General features: G+C 46.5%; 17 protein-coding genes. 3 read left to right on the top strand and 14 right to left on the bottom strand.

Features of this window, described 5'->3' with window-relative positions:
• Positions 1-8 precede the first annotated feature (8 nt).
• The 11 genes from AT705_RS23395 to AT705_RS23345 form a co-directional block, all read right to left on the bottom strand.
• Positions 9-1,364, bottom strand: coding sequence for a trypsin-like serine protease (locus AT705_RS23395; protein ID WP_058798725.1), 1,356 nt, complete (start codon positions 1,362-1,364; stop codon positions 9-11).
• 241 nt (positions 1,365-1,605) lie between these two features.
• Complete coding sequence (locus AT705_RS23390; protein ID WP_058798724.1) at positions 1,606-1,953, bottom strand: hypothetical protein; 348 nt, start codon at positions 1,951-1,953, stop codon at positions 1,606-1,608.
• A gap of 139 nt (positions 1,954-2,092) precedes the next feature.
• Positions 2,093-3,421 carry a sensor histidine kinase gene (locus AT705_RS23385; protein WP_058798723.1) on the bottom strand — a complete coding sequence of 443 codons (1,329 nt, stop codon included), beginning with the start codon at positions 3,419-3,421 and terminating at the stop codon, positions 2,093-2,095.
• Between the two features lie 2 nt (positions 3,422-3,423).
• Positions 3,424-4,806 (bottom strand): sigma-54-dependent transcriptional regulator, encoded by a 1,383-nt coding sequence (locus AT705_RS23380; RefSeq protein ID WP_058798722.1) that lies wholly within the window; start codon positions 4,804-4,806, stop codon positions 3,424-3,426.
• Between the two features lie 33 nt (positions 4,807-4,839).
• The gene (locus tag AT705_RS23375; RefSeq protein ID WP_237113851.1) at positions 4,840-7,266 is read right to left on the bottom strand and encodes an ABC transporter permease; all 2,427 of its coding nucleotides are present in this window, start codon (positions 7,264-7,266) and stop codon (positions 4,840-4,842) included.
• Complete coding sequence (locus tag AT705_RS23370; RefSeq protein WP_049863304.1) at positions 7,263-8,000, bottom strand: ABC transporter ATP-binding protein; 738 nt, start codon at positions 7,998-8,000, stop codon at positions 7,263-7,265. The genes AT705_RS23375 and AT705_RS23370 overlap by 4 nt, the downstream gene beginning before the upstream one ends.
• Before the next feature lie 96 nt (positions 8,001-8,096).
• Positions 8,097-9,353 carry an efflux RND transporter periplasmic adaptor subunit gene (locus AT705_RS23365; protein ID WP_058798720.1) on the bottom strand — a complete coding sequence of 419 codons (1,257 nt, stop codon included), beginning with the start codon at positions 9,351-9,353 and terminating at the stop codon, positions 8,097-8,099.
• Positions 9,354-9,834: 481 nt separating this feature from the next.
• Entirely contained in the window at positions 9,835-10,212 is a 378-nt protein-coding gene (locus AT705_RS23360) for a hypothetical protein (RefSeq protein ID WP_058798719.1), read from the bottom strand.
• A 509-nt stretch (positions 10,213-10,721) separates the two neighbouring features.
• The gene (locus tag AT705_RS23355) at positions 10,722-11,192 is read right to left on the bottom strand and encodes a DUF4410 domain-containing protein (protein WP_058798718.1); all 471 of its coding nucleotides are present in this window, start codon (positions 11,190-11,192) and stop codon (positions 10,722-10,724) included.
• A 637-nt stretch (positions 11,193-11,829) separates the two neighbouring features.
• Positions 11,830-12,153: a DUF5992 family protein gene (locus tag AT705_RS23350; protein WP_058798717.1), complete on the bottom strand. Its 324-nt coding sequence runs from the start codon at positions 12,151-12,153 to the stop codon at positions 11,830-11,832.
• Positions 12,154-12,643: 490 nt separating this feature from the next.
• Positions 12,644-12,958: a hypothetical protein gene (locus tag AT705_RS23345; protein WP_058798716.1), complete on the bottom strand. Its 315-nt coding sequence runs from the start codon at positions 12,956-12,958 to the stop codon at positions 12,644-12,646.
• A 398-nt stretch (positions 12,959-13,356) separates the two neighbouring features.
• On the opposite strand from AT705_RS23345, the gene AT705_RS23340 reads away from it, so the two are divergent.
• Positions 13,357-13,638 (top strand): hypothetical protein, encoded by a 282-nt coding sequence (locus AT705_RS23340; RefSeq protein WP_058798715.1) that lies wholly within the window; start codon positions 13,357-13,359, stop codon positions 13,636-13,638.
• A gap of 243 nt (positions 13,639-13,881) precedes the next feature.
• Here AT705_RS23340 and AT705_RS23335 read toward each other — a convergent pair whose 3' ends face one another.
• Positions 13,882-14,556, bottom strand: coding sequence for a hypothetical protein (locus tag AT705_RS23335; RefSeq protein ID WP_157576966.1), 675 nt, complete (start codon positions 14,554-14,556; stop codon positions 13,882-13,884).
• Between the two features lie 476 nt (positions 14,557-15,032).
• Here AT705_RS23335 and AT705_RS23330 point away from each other — a divergent pair, with 476 nt between their 5' ends.
• Positions 15,033-15,395, top strand: coding sequence for a hypothetical protein (locus tag AT705_RS23330; RefSeq protein ID WP_058798713.1), 363 nt, complete (start codon positions 15,033-15,035; stop codon positions 15,393-15,395).
• Positions 15,396-15,674: 279 nt separating this feature from the next.
• On the top strand, positions 15,675-16,550 hold the full coding sequence (locus tag AT705_RS23325; protein ID WP_058798712.1) for a LysR substrate-binding domain-containing protein: 876 nt from the start codon (positions 15,675-15,677) through the stop codon (positions 16,548-16,550).
• A gap of 21 nt (positions 16,551-16,571) precedes the next feature.
• Here the strand turns inward: AT705_RS23325 and AT705_RS23320 are convergent, their stop codons facing one another.
• Complete coding sequence (locus AT705_RS23320) at positions 16,572-17,549, bottom strand: TauD/TfdA family dioxygenase (protein ID WP_058798711.1); 978 nt, start codon at positions 17,547-17,549, stop codon at positions 16,572-16,574.
• A complete protein-coding gene (locus tag AT705_RS23315; RefSeq protein WP_058798710.1) occupies positions 17,524-18,462 on the bottom strand; it encodes a DMT family transporter in 939 nt (312 codons plus the stop codon). Before AT705_RS23315 ends, AT705_RS23320 begins: the two co-directional genes overlap by 26 nt.
• Between the last annotated feature and the right edge of the window lie 21 nt (positions 18,463-18,483).

Below are 18,483 nucleotides of genomic sequence, written 5' to 3'. Positions count from 1 at the left end.
TTAATTGCTTAGCGTGTACAACTTGTGTCCTGACCAAGCAATCTCCATACGCCCCAGGTGCCCGATTCACTTGGCACATCGCCACGTGTCCACCAGCGCGCTTCATACTTAAAGCCCTGATAAGTCACCTGATCTGGCTTATTATAAACCTTGCTCGCATCCCAGTTGCCAGGACAGTTCGTATCACCACCAGATGTGACCGTCGCCGTGGCTTTGGCGCTGTAGTTCACCTGGCTTTCTTCCAGGGTAAAGTTGACAGCAACACCGGCTGAGCCACTGCGACTAGCACCAAATTCAACACCCACCTGACAACTCTGATTTGCGGCAAGCGTGCTCGCGCTACACGTATCAACCGGCTTAACCAGACCAGAAGTGACACCACTGGCGGTTACATTTAAGGTCTTAAAGGTGAATGGCGTATTGCCTGAATTGGTGACAGTGAAAGTATGTGCTTTAGTTTCGCCAACCTTGAAACCCGTCAGCGTATCGTTTGCTTTGAACGACACAGAAACTGGCTCAGCACCGCCTTTTACGCTGTCGATCCAGCTGCGCAGTGCCGCCACATCTGAGTACACACCGTATTTTGCAGGGCGTGCACAACCAATCCCCCAGCTGACGATCCCCAGCTGTACCACCTGGCCACCTGAGTTTGCTACGATTGGACCACCACTGTCACCGCTACAAGAGTCTTTCTGACCCTCAGGGTAGCCGGCACAGAATGCCACGCTGCCTACATTCTGATAAGAGCCGCCAGACTGGCGACATACCTGATCAGAGACCAGTGGTACGTCTACCTCATACAGGTTAGTCGGACGGCTGCCGCCTTCGCTCAAACGGCCAAGACCTGCAACAGAAATTAAATCGCCAACGCGCACATATTGCTCAACATTGCCCTGTGCCAGCGTAACGCTCGACCCCTGAGTTGGTGTACGAACCAGCTTAAGCAGTGCAATATCATGGTTTAACGTGCTGCTGTTATACTGTGGATGAACATATTTTTCGGCCACAGCAATGCGGTCGCCATCATTGCCACCAAGGATAAAACCCGCCACTTTAACATTAAGCCCGCTTGCCGATCTGCCACTCACACAGTGTGCCGCAGTCAGTACATAACCATCACCGACATAACTACCACCACAAAATGCCGTGGTGCCATTCGAGCTTAAAATTTGTGTATAGAACGGCCAGTCTGCGGTATTGGCCGGATTACCGCCAACAATTTCAGGCTCATAATATTCAGTACTTATACTATAAAGTAAGTGCTCACCGACATTAGCCGGTTGCGCAATTGCTGCTGCACTCAGACCTAGCCCCAGCGAAACAGACAACGCTGTCATTGAAAGTGTTTTTTTAACCTTTAACATGTGTATACCTTTGTTTTTCCTTTATTGGGAACCAAAAAATATAAACACTAAATTTACACTTGTAAATAAAAAAGATTAAAAAGCATCCAATGTACAGTTGAATTGCACCTGTTATTCATACAGAAAAAGGCTGAGCAAGCTGACAAAATGACCTGAAAGAAGTGGACTTTACAATATATTGGGGCATCACAGTGACGCCCCTAAAGCTGCCAGCTTTGTGCGCTGGCAGCTATACAACGGCTTAGTATTTTGCGCTGATGCCGATCAAAGCGTTCTCTGACTCTCCATCGTAGCAACGGGTATCGCCGCCATCGCGATTCTCAATGACCAGGTTGTAAACTGTGCGTGAGTCCTGACCTGCTTCAATGGCTCTCAGTACCGGGCCAAGCAGGTAAGTGTGCGTACTATAGATGATTACCGGTTCCATCTGATTACCAGTGCGCTCACTGTTGTATCTGACTTCAAAATTACCATTGTGAGAAGCAACGCTGGTCACAACTCCTGAACAGGTAAAGATGGTTGCTTGTGCAGCAAATGCGCTGCCTGCCATACATACGCCAATAGCGGCGCGTAACAAATGTGTTCTCATTATTCTTCCTTAAGTTGATTAGTGCCAATACTGGCAACACACAGACTAAGCACGCAGGGTGAATAAAAAGACACCAAAAAGTTAATTTTTTATTTCAGTTGAAGTGATAGCTAAATATCAATCGCCAATTTACTTATCGTCAGTCTTCGTAATACGGAAACAGCAAGCGCACCCGCGCGCCCTGACCGTCCGGATTATTGTCGAGCTTAATACTGCCGCCATGTGCAAACATGATCTGCCGACACAGAGCCAGACCAATCCCGCTGCCCTGTGCTTTGGTTGTGTAAAAGGGCACAAAAACATTATCCGGGTTTACGATCCCACCGCCATTATCCACCATGGTCAGAACCAGCTGGCCCAGTGAAGTAGCAGAAGACAAAGTGATTTCGACCTGCTGGCCGGGCATGACGGCTTCCTGCGCGTTCTTGGTGAGGTTGAGTAATACCTGTTCAAACTGCTGTTGATCAACCAGCACAGAGGCAGACTGATCCAACTCAAACTGCCAGTGTATATCAGGGTAAAGGGTTGTGAGTGTGCTGATCACCCGACCCAGTTTTACCGGAACTTTATTGGGTTGAGGTAAGTGCGTCAGACGAGTATAGCCTTCTAAAAAAGCACGCAAAGAGCTGGCGCGTTCACTGATAATGCCTATGCCCTGACACAAACTGTCGGCTGATGGCTGATTTTCTGGCTGTGATAAACGCTTGTTGAGCTGCTGCGCTATGGTGCTGATGGGAGTCAGGGTGTTGTTCACTTCATGACTCAATACCCGCAGCAGGCCCTGCCAGGCCGTGCGCTCTTTTTCCATCAGCAAGCGCTCAGCATTACTGATAATTAAAAACTGATGTGCTTTGCCTTCACTGATAAAGCGCTCTCGTAATACCAGATACTCACCACTGATCTGGCCGTCGTCCAGCATCACTATTTTACCGTCGCAAGCCATCAGTTGACGACCCACAGCGCTGCAGGCAAGCGCGAGTGGCTGCTCCGTGCTGGGTATGGCAGTAAGCAACACTGTCTGGGCGGGCTGATTAGCCATAATAACCCGCTCCTGGTCATCCAGCACCAGTACCATGGCATCCATCTGATTAATAAACTTATTAAGCATCAGGCGCGACTCCACCGCCTGGGTTTTATGATGGCTGAGGCTGTCTGCCAGCAGATTAACCTGACTGAGCAAATCAGACATTGCTTTGTCGCCGCTCACCCGTCCCCGCATCGAATAATCCCCCACTGTCATGGCTTCAATAAGGTTCGTTAAGGTATGCAGCTGATGCGCCACCATGGCCTTGCTTGCTACCACCAGACAGATCAGCAATAAGGCAAACACAGTCGCAATAAACACCACCAAATAGCCATTCCAGTTGGCCATATACAAGCCTGTCACCATCAACAGATAACAGGGCAGACAAACCACGATAATCAGGCGCTGCAAGTGCGTCAGGGCAAAACCAGAGACCTTGCGCATTGCTACTCAGCCATCCCAAACTTGGCCAGCCTGCGATAATAGCCGCTGCGGCTCAGCCCCAAAGAGCGGGCTGTTTCACTGGCATTGCCCTGATGATGGCGCAGCCTCTGACGCAGCACCGCTTGTTCGATTTCATCCAGCGTCAGGCTAGGGTCATCCACATTAGTCTCCGCTGGCTGCCCGGTTGTGATAGCCAAATCGCCTGGGGTGATCTGGGCCGTACGACACACAAACAGCGCCCGCTCCAGGACATGGCGCAACTCGCGAATATTGCCGGGCCAGTCGTACTGACAAAGCGCGGTGAGGGCTTGCTCACTCAGTTGCGGCACAGGTTTGTTGTACTTTGCTGCAAACTGTGTCAAAAAGTGCTCGCTCAGCGGACCAATGTCGGCCACTCTTTCTCTGAGCGAGGGTACTCTGAGTTCCACCGTATTCAGTCGATAGTAAAGATCCTGACGAAACCCACCAGATTGGATCTGCGCTGGCAAATCACCATTGGTAGCCGAGATAACCCGGACATCAGCAACCTGTGACTGACTACTGCCAACAGCCTCAAACCTGCGCTCTTCCAGCACGCTGAGTAACTTAGCCTGCTGAGACAACGGAATATTGGCAATTTCGTCCAAAAACAAGGTGCCATGGCGCGCCATTTCAAAACGGCCCGCTCTGGCGGCTTTGGCATCGGTAAAAGCCCCTTTGACATGGCCGAACATCTCACTCTCAAACAGACTTTCTACTATCGCCCCCATGTTGGCCGTGACAAACGCCTGCTCAGCGCGCGCCGAACAACGGTGCACATAGGCCGCCAGCATGCTTTTACCGGTGCCGTTGTCGCCAGTCAGCAAGATGCTCATATCGCTTTGAGCCAGTTGTTCAAGCTGGGTCAGCAACTGTTGCATCGGCTGTGAACAGGCCACAATCTCGCTGCGTTCCTGAGGATAGGCGGCTTGCTGTAGCAACTGGTTTTGCTGTTTCAGCCGCTCATTTAACCCCTGTGATTGTGCAAGCGTAATATGGGTTTGCAAGGTGTGCAGCAAACGCTCGTTGTCCCAGGGTTTTTGCACAAAATCCTGAGCACCACTGCGCATCGCATCTACCGCCAGTTCAATGGTCGCCCAGCCAGTCATCATCACTATTGGCAGACGACTGTCGAGCTGCCTGAGTTCAGCTATCAGGGCAAGCCCTTCTTGTCCTGAGGTAGTGTCTTTGCCAAAGTTCATGTCCAGCAAAGCGCAGTCAAACGACTGCACTTTGACTTTTTCCAGCGCGGCCTGAGCCGTGGTAACACAACTCACCTCATAGCCTTCGTCTTGCAACAAAAAAGACAGACCTGCAATGACGTTCATATCGTCATCGGCGACCAGAATATGTTGTTTTGTGCTCATGCCAGTTCTTATACTTCCTTCACTTTTATGGGGTTATTCATAACGCAGCGCTGCGATCGGTTCAAGCTCAATCGCCCGCTTGATAGGCATATACACCGCCAGCAATACCACAGCGCTTAGCGCAGCACTCACCGCCGTAGCCAAGGCATAATAGGCGCCAACGGGGAACAGCCCCTCGGTAAACTTCTGAAAACCCATCGCTAACAAAGCAAACAGCAGCAATGCCAGCCCAAGGCCAATTACTAGCTGAACCGCCCCCTGGCGCATAAACAATCCCACAATAACACTGTCACGTGCGCCGACGGCACGACGAATGCCAATTTCATGCGTGCGTTGTGCCACAGCATTGGCTGTCAGGCCATAAATACCAATCACCGCGAGCACCAATGCAAAGCCGCCGGTTGCAAAGGTTAATTGAGAAATAAACTTCATTGACTCGCGCATTTTATCGCGGTTTTTAATGGCCGGCATCACCGTTTGCGTGACCTCCAGGTTAGGTGCAATTTTGTACATTGCCTGGTAAAAAATTTCATCGGCATTGCGCGTGCCGGGCAAAATGCGATACGACAGCTTTTGCAGAGTTTGCACGAACTGACTGCCACTGATGTAAATTTCATCGGCTGAGTCCAGCTTGCCAAACAGAGACTTCGGGTTCATCAGGTTCGAGACCACCCCCACCACAAACACTTGCTGCTTTTTGCCCTCAAGCTCCATGGTAAAGTGCTGCTCCAGCGCGGATTCACCCGGCCAGTAGCGTTGTGCCATAGAATCACTGATGATCACCACCCTGCGCTTGTCCATGGTGTCGCCAAGGTTGAATAAACGCCCTTCGAGTAGTTTAACCCCGGTGGCCTGGAAATCCCCCAACATGGAAATCGTGTCAATCTCAGTGCCCGTTTGCTCATCCCCATAGGCTTTGTCGGCAAAAAAGACATTGCTTGGGCCTAACCACTGTGCCACCGATACATGTGTGACTGCGTTGTGATTTTGCACCTCATTCATCAGTGCATAGGTCAGGTTAAGGCGCTGTTGAGGGCTGGGATAATCGTGTTCCGGGGTACTGTAACGCGTGCTCATCACGTTTTGATAATCATCGCCCAGATCAATATTGACGAATTTATTAGCAATAAGCGCAGATATGGAGCCAATCAGCATTAATATGGCGACTAAAAAGACCTGAATGGTTACCAGGATACGAGACAGGCGACCGGCTTTGCGGCTTTGTGCCCCACGGGTGCCATCTCTGAGCGTGGCATTGATATCCTGCCGCGTACTGCGCCAGGCAGGTAAAAAGACTGCCAGCAACACGGTACTCAGCATATAAGCCAGCGCCATCAACAGGGTTGCCCCATCAAGCCCATATTGCCACCAAAATAGGCCAGCCCCAGGCAACCAGGAACGCAGCGCCACATTAACATAATCCAGAAGTGCGCCAACTAGGCAAACACTCAAAAATGTCCCCAGCAGGGTGATTAACACGCCTTCCCACATTAACTGGCTGATCAGGCGCCCGGAGCTTGCCCCCAGCGCGTTACGAATAGCGGTCTCTTTTTGCTTTTCGAGAATTCTGGCCAGCAACAGGTTGCCCACATTGATACAGGCCAGCAGTAGTACTACCCAGGAAACCGCACTCAAAAAGAAAAACACCGTGGCGCCTTCTCCGCCGGTTTGGGTCATCTGAAAGGTAAGGATGCGCGCCTGTTTTTGTACCGGCTCCATGCCATAACTCTGCTGATTTTGCAGTTGCAGGGTACGCAGTATTTGCGTCATTTCGCGCTCAGCCGTGGCTATTTCAACATCATCTTTGAGGCGAATATACGCATTAAACTGCTCGCTCACCGGGGCTTGAGCGTCGAGTACCTTGTCGGGCAGGGGTAACCAGATACGCGCAATGTGTGGAAAACGATACCCCTTTGGCATGATCCCCACCACTTCGGTCTGCACCCCATTGAGCTCAATGGCCTGACCCAGCATTTGCGGATCCCGGTTAAACTCATCTTCCCAGACTTCTTCACTGATCACCGCCACAGCAGGGGCGCCTGGCAGGCTATCCTGCGCATTGAGCGTGCGCCCTGTCAGTGGTTTTATACGGCTGAATTCAAAAAATCCTCCCTGAACCGCAGCACCAAAAAAGTTACGGCCTGCTTCGCCTTTACTCATCCGCACGTCCTGGTCGCGAAAGATCCCCAATTCAGAGAAGGCCTGTGCACCTTGTATCAGAGCCTGAAACTCGTTGGCAGTGGGCATATCGAATTCGCCATCGTTATAAACTACCAGGCGTTTTGCTGACTCGCCATCTGGCAAAGGCAGCGCTTTGTAGATAGTTGAATACAAGAATGAAAACGTGAACAAGGCTATCGACAGGCCACCAAGCAGCACACCCAGCGTCATCACGGTAAACTTGGGCGACTTATAAAGCTGACGCAATGCGTATTTTAGGTCCAGCAACATGGCCATCATAACGCCTCCAGATCCAACGCGTTGTGCGCCACGGGCTGCGAAGCCTGTGTATTACGGGTGTCTCCTACCAGGCGGCCATCGAACATTTCCAGGCTGCGCTGCGCGCGCAATGCCGATGCAGGGTCATGGGTCACCATGCAAATGGTTGCGCCTTCACTATGCAGCTTATCGAACAATGTCAGCACCGCCATGGCGTTTTTGGAATCCAGGTTACCTGTGGGCTCATCGGCCAGAATGATAGCAGGGTCATTCACTAATGCCCTGGCAACGGCAACACGTTGCTGCTGACCACCGGATAGCTGGGATGGAAAATGCGCAGTACGATGGCTCATTTCGACTTTCTCAAGCACTTCCTGCGCCTTCGCCTGCATTTCCTTGCGACTAATCCCGGACTGATAGCTCAAAGGCAACATGACGTTTTCTGCCACCGTGAGGTCTGAAATGAGATTGAACGACTGAAACACAAAGCCAATTTGCTTACTGCGGATGGCTGCACGCTGATCGCGAGACAGCCCGGATACATCCTGATTGCTCAGTATATAATGTCCCTGTGTGGGTGCATCCAGCAATCCCAGCAAAGACAGCAGGGTTGACTTACCACACCCGGATTGCCCGGTCAGGGCCACGTATTCACCCTCTGTGATGCTCAGGTTAATGCCGTGCAATGCCTGAGTTTCTATTTCATCGGTGTAAAAGCTTTTACTGATATTTTCTAATCTTATGAGTGCGCTCATGAATGACTCCATTTCAGAGCCAACAGGGTGCAGCAAACAGCCTCTGTTGGCAAGGTTAAGGCGTAACAGCCTGCTTGTTTCTTGAGTAGAAACGCATTAATTCAGTTTGATTTCGGCATGGTCCTGCCAGTCACTGCTGTCAGATATAATGACTTCATCCCCAGCGCTCAGCCCCGAGACTATCTGCACCCGATTGACGGAAACCTGACCCAGCGCCACTGCCGTTTTATGGGCAAAACGTCCGGCATGGTCGAGCTTATACAGCTGGATTTGGCTGGATTTGGGTGCGTAGGTTGGACGGCGGACATACAAAGTATTGCTCAGATGGCTGACCTGAACCTGTGCGTCTACCGTCAGCTCAGGACGGGCATCCGCAGGCAAACTGTCAGGTAACGCGACATCGACCAGTACCATGCCATTTTCCACTGCCGGGTCTATGCGCGTGACCGTGCCGGTTATTTCATTGTTTCGGGTATCCAGCGTCACGCTCTGGCCAATCTGAATATCCTGAACCCTGACTTCCGGTACTTGCAGCTCGGCGTATAAATTCTGTTGCGATGCCAGCAATGCAATGCTGCCGCCCAGGCTCACCTGCTCACCCAGCTCCAGCGAAATCTGTTGTACGACACCACTTTTATCTGCACGCACCTGCAAAGCATCAACTTGTTCCTGCATGCGCCTGAGATTGTTCTCCAGCAGGCCAAAGCGGGCTGTTTGTGCGGCTTTGGTTGCTTCAATTTCAGCGCGCATTTTGAGCGCCTTTTGCTTAGCGGCCTGCCACTTTTGTTGCTCACGCTTTACCGCCAGCTGGCTTTTTTGATAATCCAGTTGAGACACCGTGGCATTGCCTTGCTCGATCAACAGGGTTTCGGCGTCGAGTTTTAGCTTTTCTGCCTGATAACCCAGATCTGCCGAAACCACCTGATTGTCGAGTTCTACCAATTGAGATTCCAGCGCAACTATGGTGGCGTTATTTTCAGCTTTGGCGGCTTCTTGCTCCCAGCGCGCCTGTTCAAGTTCTCGTTGCAACTGCGGATTAGATAACTTGAGCAGCAATTGCCCAACTTCGACCTCAGCACCCGCTTTCACTAGCACCTGCTCTACCCGACCGGATACCTGCGCTGCCACCCAACGGATCTCTGCGGGCTTGAGTACACCGGTAGCCCGCACGTTAACCTGAAAATCGCCGTGCTCCACCTTTGCTGTGACCACAGTTTCCCGATCCACGAAATAAGACGCATCACCGGTAAACTCCTGAATTGCGAAGTAACCCAAAGCCAGCGCGACAACTGGCAGCAAATAACCCAGTTTTTTCCAGCGCACTGGCTGTGTAAGATCTCTTTGTATATCCATCTGCTTTTCCCTTCTGTTATTGGGTCTGGTTTGCAGAAGGTGTTACAAGGGATATGCCAGATCTATAACCACCATATGCAACTGTTTTAATTGATGTTTATTTATTTCCCTGAAAAAGGGGATTTGAAGGTGTATCGGTTTTGAGACAGGTGAAACAGGCCAGTGTGTCGGATTTGACACAGGTGTTTAATTGACGAAGTCGATGGAGGTAAGCGTTACAAAACCACTGTGTAAAACATTATGCGAAATAGCATGACGACTAAAAGTGCCAGACACTAAACAGGCTTTGAACACAACCAAAAAATGATTTGTCTCTTTATAATAAGGGCAGGCAAAAACTCATCGTATCTGGGGCACTGGCTTTACTGTTGGTATAGCATAAATGTGATGAGCAGTAAGGTGATTCGCGTAGCTTACCTCTGCATGTGCAAAAAAATGCCGCGACTCTGTAACCTGGCACCTGGTTCGAGCAGCTTAGATTTTATTCACGCTCTTCACATGATGTACTGAGATTATGATTTATCTGCTTGATAAATCGAGGAAAGCCAGTTTCTGTTTTATAACTTACCGACACACCACCAGGAAATACAGTACCTAAAAAAGCTGAGCTATGATAAGTTGCACCTGCAATTTGCATATGCCAGTCTCTCATCCAACCTTTGGTATTTGAATGGAGCCAGTCAACTATTTCTCTGTACTCGGGGTCTGCGCCCGTTATGACTTTTCCGCAGTATTGAAACGCGTTAGGAATAAAACCAACTTCAACCTTTTGACCTCGAAAATAAAGTAGATATCCTGTCATTGCTGCTATCAGCACCAGTACGATCAATCCGGTTACTATTCTCACCATAATATTCATAGCAAAGCTGTGAGCTAATTTTTATTGCTACAGCTCAAAGCTTACTTTTTGAGGCAACATAAATTCCATTGTTAATGCGTAACCTTTTAAACCACACTTGGAAAAGCCATCTCTGGGCAATAGAGGTGTGAATTTTGAACGTGCGATCATATCCACAACAACCGATTTTGGTACTTCCATTGGTTGAATGTCCGTAATGACGATCTTCTCAATTTTTCAAGAGTTTTCTTATATAGGTACATTGTTATTTCCGCCAGTGAGCGTTAATGGCAGTTCACACACCTTTTCCACTCACTGCAACCTACTATGCTTGGTTAAAATATTCGCGCTGTTGAGAGCATGTCTATCTTCCCACAATTGCACGTTACACCTTGGTGGGTCACTACGTCGACCTTTTTGGCTGTGACTTCGACACAACAACCCCTTTTATCATATGCGCCATCCGCTTTTGAGATCTGAGCTGACAGCACTCAAGGTGAGTTTGTAAAACTTGCCTGGCAGACTCTATGTTAGCCTTTTTTACCGACTAAAAACTCTGCGATCTCTTCTGCGTGCATTCTCGCGATATCCTGCATATCACCGATTGCCATAACATTAAAACTGGAGACATTAGACTTGCCTATCACTTTCCCATTTTGATCCATGACAGTAACTTCTGAATAAACACCATCTTTGCCGGCTAGCACACCGAACATCGCACGTGAGAATCCAGATCGCATTCTGTAATCAATGATGTTAACAGTGACTGTACTGCCATCTTCTTCGGTATAGATGCCCCGACTTCTGAGCTCTAGTTTTAGATATGATTTAACCGCCTGAGAGAAGTGCTCTGGGGCATCTGGTGTTATGCTTTTGAGTTCTATTGTGCCGTATTTTAACTGTGCTTGATTATGAACATCGATAGCTTGGGAAATTTTTGTTGAGCTTGAGCAGGCGCTGAGTAATGCGCTGAAAAATACTACCCCTAGTGTTTTAGTCATCTTACTTCCTAATACAAATTTAGATTATTATAATTATTTAGAGCCGCTATACTGCTCTTAGGTATCGTCAAACATATTGCATTTATTGCCCATATGATTAACTCAAAGACGCTGTTTTAACACGTTAACCTCCCCAGAAGCAACAGCATCGCGTGCGATGTAACTATCTTACACAATAACAAAAGCACTAAATCTCACGTCATGGCACGGCAGACGTGCTCTCAGCCAAGTGAACAACCTGAGAGTGACTATCTGTATCAGTGCTTTTAACTTATCAACAACGCCTACATCTCCGGCCCTTCGAAAATGGGAAAAAAGGACAGCCACCTGAAATCTAATACAGCCACTTTAATGTACTTTTTTGACCCTGCCTTCATCAAAACTTGAAAGTGACGCCAATATGCGCACTTTTATATGCAACAGTTGCAGGGGAATGAGAATTTCATATACAGACAATTACAGTCCTGGAAAGTGCACCAAATAGATACTTCTAACGCACTTTCCAGTCATCTTCACCAGGCCAAAACCAGGAGTGCTGATTTAGTAGGCGCACAACCGCAAATAGTACTTAAACTGAGTCATTCACATGCTCAACTTCCGTGCACGCCAACCCTGATAAGTCGTATTCTAAAATTTACTAGTTTGTAAAAATACCAATAAAGTTTGCTCCGCCACACTCATCGTTTGAATAATTGTGTATTCTGATCTTCTTCCCACTCATTGCCGCTGCAAGGGCAATTGAAAAGGCTTGGTTGTAAGACTGCTCTGATTGTGACTGACTTGCAGGAAACTCAACAGATCCGTTTGCACATGGACCAGTCCCTCCACTTAACTTAACGTAAAACACATCTTTATTACCACTGGAACTCGCCACTTCAGTAATTACGGCATTCCTTACCAACTCCCCAGCTCCACTAAAAAAAGGTGACAAAAGCAAAGTCGCACAGATTAAATTTCTCATACATTTCCTTTCAAATTAACGTGTGCATCAACGACGAATGCCTTAAGGGCTTTTTTACCGCGAAGCGATTAGCGAAAAATAGGCCAGAGAGTAGGCTTCCGTTTTGACGACACTTGTTAACTGCTATTAATTTCCAACCACTTTAAAGCAGTATTTCTATTTTATTATTACAAATTACCGAAGAGTTAATGATCGTTCTTCACTGCTATAATGCACTCCTATAAGTACGCAATCTCTCACTCACGAGATCTCAAAGTTGATTTTTATTCGTAAAGTAGCATCATTTTATCTTCAAACCAAAAGAGCTCTCTTCACTTAAAATAAAAGCTAAAACCAGCTGTGTAAATTTCAAAATCAGCAACTTATTCCTTTAGAAATTCTCTGATTGCTTCTTTGCAGTAGCACGCTACGTCTTTGGGACAGTCAACTCCCGCATTCTTCATCGCAAACACACTGACCACACAGTAAATAGCTACTTAAATTATAATTTTCAGCTAGAGTAAATTAATTTAAATTCCAATCTTTTATTATCAAACTCATTTAGAATCCTACTTTTCAACTTTTCAACATCCTCTTCCTGCCATGAATTAGCAGAAATAATAACCACCACTTTCCCATTGTCTATTTTATCTCGTATTATATCAATATACGCTTCAACGGAGGTTTGAGGTGTTCGTGCTCTCATGAGCCCTTTTTCTGAAATCCTTATATGTACCTCGGATGCAGGAAACGCTTCAGGTTTAACAAACAGTGAGAATAAAAACAAACACAATACCAATGTAGAAAAATAAAGTAATAGCTTCATAAATTTATGCTCAAATAGCTCTCAGAAAACCAGCAGCAAGCTATCAATTACTTAATTTTTATGCCGATACATCGAGTTAGCCATAACAATGTCTATTTAAACACTTTCTCAGAGGCCTTTCTTGCTGAGCGCTGCTCCAGCAAGCTCCCCGGACAAAGCAACGACTATGTACCCATTAAACTTATTTTCTACTTATTTTACAAGCGCCCAAAGGTATAATGCTGATATAATTCATCATGCTAACTAAACCGCCAATTCGAAGTAACTACTTACCCTCAATATAAAGCCTAGGAATAATAGGCTATTTTATACTTCTTGCTTTTCTCGGCTAATCCAAGATATAACTCTAGGTTCTCGTATATAACCTTTAAGCTCACATAGAAACAAGGAATTCAACGGTGAAAGCCAAACAAAAAGAACTGTACAAAGCGATAGCCTCGATACTATGGCATGACTGGGATCCAATCGGTGTTAACTACGGTGAAGACGAGTGGAATGATGAATACGACAGCTATGTGCCTCATGTATTTAAACTTGTATTAGAAGATAAGGATGTATCTAACATTGCGCAATACCTTTCCTCTTCTATCAAGCAAAATATGAGTTGCTCTGCACCTGAGCAACACAACTTAAAAATTGCACACAAAATAGTGGACGCTAAAAAGCATATTCTAGGCTAGCCTATAAATACCTTATAACTCGAATACCACCGAAGGCCACTGCTCTAAGCAGGGCATAGCACCTTGGCATACTTTCTTCTGGCATTACCAAAAAAAAATCTGGAATATCACTCCGAAAACCCTAAGTTTTTCACCATCTAAAAAAGCCGGTTAAATAGCCAAAAACGGGTTGTACAAATCACCATTAGGACGAAAAAATAAGAAAAAAATAAAAATATACAACTCAATATTTAAAAAATCACATTACAGTGCAGTCACGTATTTTACATAGGCATCGGCCTGGCAGTAGTAAAACCCATACACCACCGTTTCCCAGTATGGTTGACATTGAACCTGGTTGTTGTGCGACCCCTTATTCCACCAGTCGAAATCACCAAACTTAGCTTTGGCCTTTTTATTCCACTCATTTATAGCACTGGCACGCAGCTGAGATATCGCAGCATCGAGTTGGTTTTTCCAGATTATGCGAGAAGCAGTTCCAGTGAAATACTCTCTGTTTTCAGAGGAATAAATATCAGCGCCAAAGTTATAAATTTCATTTTCACCGCTTGATAAAAGCCCAATTGATGCTGTTTTATTCTGCACCTTTAAGGTATTATTAGTTACGTCAGATTGAAGACCATAACCACTCATGCTTCCACTCACAGATTCGACAACAACTGTAGACCAGGGGCTCTGTATACCCGAGTTTAGCGAACACTGATTATGCTCAATCGAGCTACATGACAGAATTTCAGAATGAACAATATCGCCATTTTTATTGTGGAAACTCACATCAAAGTCACCGGACTCCATACCTTCTGAATGGGCAGAAACATGCAATTCAAGACCACTGCTCTGTGACACTTCCGCTGCCATAACACTCCATACACTTGAAACAGAAAGCAATGCAGGTAGCAATATCGATTTTTTATACATTTTAAAACCTCAATTATTTGTTAGTTAAAAAATTATCGTATGGCAAAGCCACGAAGTTAATCTTATGGTTACCTCGGTAAATTTTCGCCTCCCCACCTGGTGAAAATTGAGAAATAATAATGAATAACTTCTATTTCCTGTAGAATTTTTAATTATAAAAACCGACCTTATTAAAAAAATAAAATTTAACAAAAACCAGAATAAACCAAGTGTTTTTCTGAATTTTATAGTTAGTTACAAGTGTTAAGAACGAGAAAAAATTAAATGAGATAAATATATATACATAACAAAATGGTCCAGTCGCCAACCGAAATGCTCGACCGAGACAGTCCTCACAAAATTGAGTACACACTCTATTTTCTCGACAATTCAACCCTGTAAAAGATGCAAACCTCATGATAAAAAGTCACAAAAGTCTCGCGCTACGAAGGCGGTAGGCTATCCTGAGTAATGTTTAAAGGATGAAAAGGTGGCCTATGCAACAAATACTTAAGCTCTTACTGTCCATGGTAATCGTGATCATTACCTTTATCGCTTCAGCGACGCTGGCTGGCATGCTGGCCGAATACGCAGGTTGGTGGAAAAAACCAGTGATAGGTGGCGTTGCCGCAGCCTGTGTGGTGGTTTCTGGTTATATGAGTGCGCCCGGGCATAAACTGTATTATGCAGCCGCATGGCTCGGAATTGGTGCTGTAACAGCCTGGGTGATGTCTAACGCATTTATGTATGCGGAGGATGCAAACACGTCTGCACCTTTGTACATCACCTATGCCTGTGGTTTATTTGCCTTGATACTTTGCTGGATGTGGGAACGCAATCAATATACAACTCACCGATAGGCCACAGCCACAAATACGCTCCGCTGTGATGTTACGGTGCCTGAGTACCAAGCGACTATCGAATCTTTGACAAACAAATTGGCGCATATCGTTTTTTAGGAGTGGCTACCTTCTGACATCTAAGCCCCATTGCTCTGCTGAAACTCATCATGGCAAGTCTACTAACCCGGCTCACCAGCAGTCATCATGTACCTAATTCCATAGCCTTGAGTTAATTTATTGTATAAAGTATACAATAAATTAACTGGATGGATCGGTCAATTTTTATAAGGAACAAACATGATACTGCCTTCATTAAGCTCATTACGAACATTCATAACTGCAGCACAGTTAGAAAGCTTTTCAGCTACGGCGAAAACGCTGCATATCACCCCCTCTGCTGTCAGCCATCAGATAAAACAGCTCGAGGAACGCCTTAATTGCCGGCTATTTGAGCGAGTAGACAATAAGGTCTATCTCAGTGAAGATGGTCAGCGCTACTATCAACAAGTTAACAGTGCACTTGAGCTCATAGAACAAAGCTCTCAGTCACTCTTCGATAAGAGCCAGCAAAAGCAAATTTCACTGTCATGCGTTCCTTTATTTGCCACCCGATGGCTGATCCCTAAATTGTCCCATTTCAATCAGAGCCATCCCGGTTGGCAGCTTAATATTCATACCAGTACACAGGCGCTTGATCTGGACTCAGCCAAGATTGATGTGGCAATACGACGCGGTGCCGGAAGCTGGAAAGGGCTGGACTCCGTGCTACTCTATCAGGAAAATCTGACCCCTGTCTGTCACCCTGAGTTCGTCACCAGTGCGCTGAGCTTAGACAACCTTAGCAGCGCAGTATTGTTGCACAACGAAAACGTATTGTCGGAATGGGAAGAGTGGTTTTTATCAGTCACAAAGAAAAAGTACAGCCTGGATGTCATATTTCAATTTCAAAACACATCCCAGATCATAGAAGCCTGCTTAGAAGGCGCCGGATTTGCCCTCATTGACCCACTGTTTGTTAAGGAGCTACTGCAAACCGGCAAGTTGTGCACACCCTTTACCATATCAGCGCCCAGCAAACGTGATTATTATTTAGTGTACGAAGCCAAAAAGGCCCAAGATGACAAAGTCTCATTGTTCAAAAGCTGGATCTTGGCTCAGCTACCCACCAGCTGAGCCATGGGGCTACGCTTTGCTTTATTCAGCAGACACAAAATGACCTTTATTGTCTTCGAACAAGGTTTCATCATTGGAATTATAGGTTTTTAGCAACCAGCGCGTTTTATGCGCTTCCAGATCTGTGATTTCTATCACCTCTCGACCATGGATGCACAGGTTGTTGTTTATACATAACAGATCTCCGGGTTCAAAGTAAAAACGCTGCTTATGCAGATGAATAAGCTCGGCGAGTTTATCCAGAATAGCCTGATCTTCTGGTTCAATCGCTTCCGTCCTTCCTTCAAAGAACGACAACTTCGCTGCTCTTTGTGGATAATAAACTGGATGCGCAGGCATATAGGCACTCGTGCGCTCTCCCTTCAATGCGAGTACTTCCGTTTTGGTCCTAAACGCAGTACGGGAGAAGCGCGCCTTTTCTTGTTCAGTAAGCCCGTCCAAAATTGCCTGGTCCAGTGCAAAGCTGGTCGATACCTTGTTGCAACTGGGGTTACGTAAACACAGAAGGTTGGCAAAATCAGGCCGAACCTTGAAAAACCCCATGTCGTAATGAAACCCGATGGATACCATAGACTTTTGCGATGCAGAGTCTCGCAATGCGTCCTTGAGGTAGACATCATGGAACAGATCACCATCATTGATGGACGCGAACCCAAACGGGTAACTTTTCATCAAAATACCAATAAAACATAGAATCCCTTCTGCCACAAATGTCTTCTTGAGTTTGTGTTTGGCTGCAACGGGATCATGAAAATCAAATATGGGCAGAGCATCATCTATCGGCGCATTTTTGAACAGCACAACGGGCTGCTGCAGATAATGCAGCTCATTGAGTTGCTTAATAATGTGCTCGCTCAGCTCCGTCATTTCGCTGACTAATCCTTCAACTTCATGATAGAAAGCAGCGTAATCCTGATAGGGGTTCGACTTAAGCAGGTTCAGCATGAAGCCCAATGAGGCCGTTTGCTGGTGATTAAACTCGATCTTTGCGACTGACATAGTGACTTTCCTTAGATTTAAACAGCTTGGTCGATAATGTGGGCAAGTTACCGGAGTTGAGATAAATTCCCAACACAATCAAAGCGAGGGCAATAAAGTGATACAAACGAAGTGCTTCCTGAAGAAACAGCACGGCAAGAAAGGCACTGAACACCGGAATGAGGTTTGCGAACAATCCTGTTTTAACAGGCCCCATTATCTGAACCGCTTTATTCCAGCACAGAAAAGCTAAAACAGCTGCAAATACAGCGATATAAGCCATCGCCAAAACATTACTTACGCTCAGTTCAAACACCCCGACATACATCACCTGATAAAACATAAATGGGCTCAGCAAACACACACCTAAGCCCGATATTAAGAACAAAAACAAAGTTGCAGGCAGTTTGGGGGCCTTGCTCAATAACACGGTATACAAAGACCATATCAATGCAGCCAGCAACATAATGATGTCTCCGGGGACAAATGCTAAATCAAAGATCTGTAATGGCGAGCCTTTGCAGATAACGATGGTCACACCCAGAATAGAAAGTCCGGTACCGATAAGTCCTTGCACTGTCAGTTGCTTGGCTAAAATAAAGTAAGCCAGAATTGGAACGAATACAGGTACAACCGAGTTGACTAGCGTCGCATTGATGGATCCTGTGCTTTGCAGAGCGATGTAAACCAGGCAGTGATAAAGCGCGATACCGGTGCATGCAAGCGCCAGTAAACTGCGGAAAGACTGCCTGATAACGGCGCTGTTTTCCCGCCATTTTCCATAGGTAAAAGGCAATAAAATCAGAGCTGCGATTGACCAGCGCCAGAAGTTTAATTCTATCGCACTCATTGATTCATTAACGGCTCTGCCAACGATAAAATTACCAGCCCACATTAACGTTGCCAGTGTGGCAAAGACATAACTTAATCTCATTCAGGAACTCCAGGGGAGGTG

It is taken from the genome of Pseudoalteromonas rubra (assembly GCF_001482385.1).
Classification (GTDB): Bacteria; Pseudomonadota; Gammaproteobacteria; order Enterobacterales; family Alteromonadaceae; genus Pseudoalteromonas; species Pseudoalteromonas ardens.
Note: the sequence above shows the minus strand (reverse complement) of the source record. Positions and strands in the feature narration are given on the sequence as shown.

Coding starts and splice junctions, on each gene's coding strand:
- AT705_RS23335 (WP_157576966.1), bottom strand. CDS start 14,556: ATGTATAAAAAATCGATATTGCTACCTGCATTGCTTTCTGTTTCAAGT.
- AT705_RS23320 (WP_058798711.1), bottom strand. CDS start 17,549: ATGTCAGTCGCAAAGATCGAGTTTAATCACCAGCAAACGGCCTCATTG.
- AT705_RS23360 (WP_058798719.1), bottom strand. CDS start 10,212: ATGAATATTATGGTGAGAATAGTAACCGGATTGATCGTACTGGTGCTG.
- AT705_RS23355 (WP_058798718.1), bottom strand. CDS start 11,192: ATGACTAAAACACTAGGGGTAGTATTTTTCAGCGCATTACTCAGCGCC.
- AT705_RS23370 (WP_049863304.1), bottom strand. CDS start 8,000: ATGAGCGCACTCATAAGATTAGAAAATATCAGTAAAAGCTTTTACACC.
- AT705_RS23385 (WP_058798723.1), bottom strand. CDS start 3,421: ATGCGCAAGGTCTCTGGTTTTGCCCTGACGCACTTGCAGCGCCTGATT.
- AT705_RS23395 (WP_058798725.1), bottom strand. CDS start 1,364: ATGTTAAAGGTTAAAAAAACACTTTCAATGACAGCGTTGTCTGTTTCG.
- AT705_RS23315 (WP_058798710.1), bottom strand. CDS start 18,462: ATGAGATTAAGTTATGTCTTTGCCACACTGGCAACGTTAATGTGGGCT.
- AT705_RS23390 (WP_058798724.1), bottom strand. CDS start 1,953: ATGAGAACACATTTGTTACGCGCCGCTATTGGCGTATGTATGGCAGGC.
- AT705_RS23350 (WP_058798717.1), bottom strand. CDS start 12,153: ATGAGAAATTTAATCTGTGCGACTTTGCTTTTGTCACCTTTTTTTAGT.
- AT705_RS23330 (WP_058798713.1), top strand. CDS start 15,033: ATGCAACAAATACTTAAGCTCTTACTGTCCATGGTAATCGTGATCATT.
- AT705_RS23375 (WP_237113851.1), bottom strand. CDS start 7,266: ATGATGGCCATGTTGCTGGACCTAAAATACGCATTGCGTCAGCTTTAT.
- AT705_RS23380 (WP_058798722.1), bottom strand. CDS start 4,806: ATGAGCACAAAACAACATATTCTGGTCGCCGATGACGATATGAACGTC.
- AT705_RS23325 (WP_058798712.1), top strand. CDS start 15,675: ATGATACTGCCTTCATTAAGCTCATTACGAACATTCATAACTGCAGCA.
- AT705_RS23365 (WP_058798720.1), bottom strand. CDS start 9,353: ATGGATATACAAAGAGATCTTACACAGCCAGTGCGCTGGAAAAAACTG.
- AT705_RS23345 (WP_058798716.1), bottom strand. CDS start 12,958: ATGAAGCTATTACTTTATTTTTCTACATTGGTATTGTGTTTGTTTTTA.